Below are 3,493 nucleotides of genomic sequence, written 5' to 3' on the forward strand. Positions count from 1 at the left end.
CGCCCTCGGACCAGCCCGTGCCGTCCGCCGACGCGGAGTACGCCTTGCAGCGGCCGTCCGGCGACAGTCCCCGCTGCCGGCTGAACTCCACGAACAGCGCGGGAGTGGACATGAGCAGCGCGCCGCCGGCCACCGCGAGCGAGCACTCACCCGAGCGCAGGGCCTGCGCGGCCAGGTGCAGCGCCACGAGGGACGATGAGCACGCCGTGTCGAGGGTGACCGCGGGCCCCGTCAGCCCCAGGTGGTACGCGATCCGGCCCGAGGCGATGCTGTTGGCGCTGCCCGCGAGCAGTTGTCCTTCGAAGCCGGGCACACGGGCGAGGACCGTGCCGTGATCCTGGCCGCTCACACCGACGAACACGCCGGTCTGGCTGCCGCGCAGCGAACGAGGGTCGATTCCGGCCCGCTCCAGGCTCTCCCACACGGTCTCCAGCAACACACGCTGCTGCGGGTCCATGGCCAGCGCCTCACGGGGCGAGATGCCGAACAGCTCCGCGTCGAACCGGTCGATCCCGGAGACGAACCCTCCCTCACGCGCGTAGCTGGTGCCGGGATGGTCCGGGTCGGGGTGGTAGATACGGTCGAGATCCCAACCCCGGTCGGTGGGGAAGCCGGACACGGCGTCGACACCGTCGTACACCAGACGCCACAGATCCTCCGGCGAGGCCGCGCCCCCCGGAAGGCGGCAGGCCATGCCGACGATGGCGATCGGGTCGTCCTCGGCCGAAGAGGAGACGGTGGTCACCGTGGCCGACGCCTCCTGCTCGGCACCCGCGAGTTCGGCGGCCAGCAGGTCGGTGATCGCGGCCGGCGTCGGGTGGTCGAAGACCAGAGCCGCCGGCAGACGCAGGCCGGAGTCGGAGGCGAGTTGGTTGCGTAGCTCGACGGCGGTCAGCGAGTCGAACCCGAGCTCCTGAAACGCGCGATCGTCACCGATCGCGGCCGGGTCCGAATGGCCCAAAACCTGGGCGACCCGCCCGCGGACCAGATCCAGCAGTACGCGCCGCTGTTCGGCGGCGGACAGACCCGCAAGTCGCCGGGCCAGTTCGGAGAAGCCACCCGCCGGGCCGCCCGCCGCGCCGCGGTGAGCGGACGGCGTGCGCACCAGCGCCCGAAGGAGCGGGGGCAGCCCAGCACCCAGAGCGCGCAGCCGAGCGGTCTCCAACCGCATCGGGAGGATCATCGTGGGATCGAGACCCAACGCGAGGTCGAACAGCGCCATGCCCTCGTCCTGCGCGAGGGGCGTCATACCCGCGCGGGCGATCCGGTCGACGTCCTGCGCCGACAGGTTCTCGGTGATGCCGCCGGCCTGCGCCCACAGACCCCACGCCAACGACACGGCGGGCAGTCCGCGCAGCCTGCGATGGTGGGCGAGGGCGTCCAGGAAGGCGTTGGCCGCGGCGTAGTTGGCCTGGCCGGGCCCGCCGAACGTGGCGGCGGAGGAGGAGTAGAACACGAACGCGGAAAGGTCGAGCCCCTCGGTCAGCTCGTGCAGGTTCCAGGCCGCGTCCACCTTCGGGCGCAGTACGCGGGTGAGCTGTTCGGCGGTCAGGGCGGTGGCCACCGTGTCGTCCAGGACGCCGGCGGTGTGCACCACGGCACGGATCGGATGCTCGGCCGCCACACCCCCCAGGGCCGTCGCCAGCGCCTCACGGTCCGCGACATCGACCGCGGCCATGGTCACCTCAGCGCCCAGGGCACCGAGTTCGGCTACGAGGTCCTCGGCGCCCGGCGCGCTCATGCCCCGCCTGCTCAGCAGCAGGAGGTGCCGCACACCCCGCTCGGCGACGAGGTGCCGGGCCAGCAGCGCGCCCAGTTCACCGGTCGCCCCGCTGACCACCACCGTGCCTTCGCCGTCCCACGGCATATCGTGGGTGGCCTGCCGGACATCGGCCCGCCCCAGCCGTGGCACGAGCAACCGACCACCCCGCACCGCGAATTGAGGTTCACCGGACGCGACCGCGGTGCGCAGCAGCGCGGCACCCGGCTCCTGAGCGGCGGCATCGGCGACATCGGCGGTTTCGAGATCGATCAGCACGATGCGGTCGGGGTTCTCGGTCTGCGCCGTACGCAGCAGGCCCCAGGCGGCGGCGAGCGCCGGTTCCACTCGGGCGTCCGGCGCGACCGCCATGGCGTCATGGGTCAGCACCACCAGCCGGGAGCGGGTGAAGCGCTCGTCGGTGAGCCAGGCCCGCGTCAGGCTCAGGACGTGCAGCAGCGTCTCATGCACACACGCCACGACGTCGTCCGCGTCGGTCGGCCGCAGCTCCGCACACACAACGTCGGGTGCCTGGGCACCGTCCTCGATCGCGCGGCCCAATTCCTCCAGGCCGCTCCAGAGCCGACCGGGTATGGCCGGGTGCGGAGGCTGCGAGCCGACGAAGGCCCACGTGTCGTGCTGCTCTCCCCTCGGGGAGGGATCGAACGGAGTCCAGTTCACCTGGAACAGCGCGTCACGGTACTGCGCTCGGCCGCCGGCGCCCCGCAGCGCGTCGGCGGACACCGGCCGCGACCGCAGCGCCTCCACTGCCGCGGTCACCGAGCCCAGCTCGTCGAACGCGGTGAGCGCCACAGTGTCCTCACCGGTGGGAACCAGGTGCACGCGGAGCTGCCATGCTCCGGAACGGTGCACGCGGACCCGGGACCACGAGAACGGCAGCCCCCCGGCGCGCGTCGAGTCCACCACGCCGGGCAGCAGCGGGTGCAGCGCCGCGTCGAACAGTGCCGGGTGCAGCGTGAAAAGCTCGGCGTCGGACCGGACCGCCTCCGGAAGACAGACCTCGGCGAAGACCTCCTCACCGCGCCGCCATACCCGTGACAGCCCTTGGAACGCCGGGCCGTAGCCGTGGCCGTTGGCGGTCAGCTCGGCGTATGCCTCGGCGACGTCCACCTCCGTCGCGTCGGTCGGCGGCCACTGCGCGAACGGTGCGATCGGTTCGGGAGCGTCCGCCGTGAGCACACCGGTGGCATGCGCGGTCCACTCTTCGACGTCCTCGTCCAGATCGTGAGCAGGCCGTGCGTACACCGTCAGGCCATGACGGCCTGCGGCGTCCGCGGATTCGACCACCACCTGGATGTCCACCGCGCCCTCGGCCGTCAGCACGAGAGGGGCGGTGAGCGTCAGCTCTTCGACCTGGTCACAGCCGACTCGCTGGCCCGCGTGCAGCGCGAGTTCCAGAATCGCCGTGCCGGGGAGCAGGACCGTGTCGAGAATCGCGTGGTCCGCAAGCCAGGGGTGCGACTGGAGAGACAGCCGGCCCGTCAGCACGACACTGTTCCCGGCGGCGAGGTCCACGGCGGCCCCGAGCAGCGGATGGCGCGCGGCCCGCAGACCTGCGGAGGCGACGTTGGTGCTGCTGGAGGGAGCCGTCAGCCAGTAGTCCTGGTGTTGGAAGGGATAGGTGGGGAGGGGTGTGGTGTGGGGGTGTGCGGGGGTGTAGTAGGCGTCCCAGTTGAGGGTGTGGCCGTGGGTGAAGGTGGTGGCGAGGGCGGT

1 protein-coding gene is annotated in these 3,493 nt (G+C 72.1%); it reads right to left on the minus strand.

Annotated features, from left to right (window positions below):
- The coding region (locus ACZ7DL_RS38930) for a type I polyketide synthase (RefSeq protein WP_470781778.1) at window positions 1-3,493 on the minus strand (3,493 nt) is incomplete at both ends.

This window comes from Streptomyces sp. NPDC036984 (assembly GCF_055607665.1).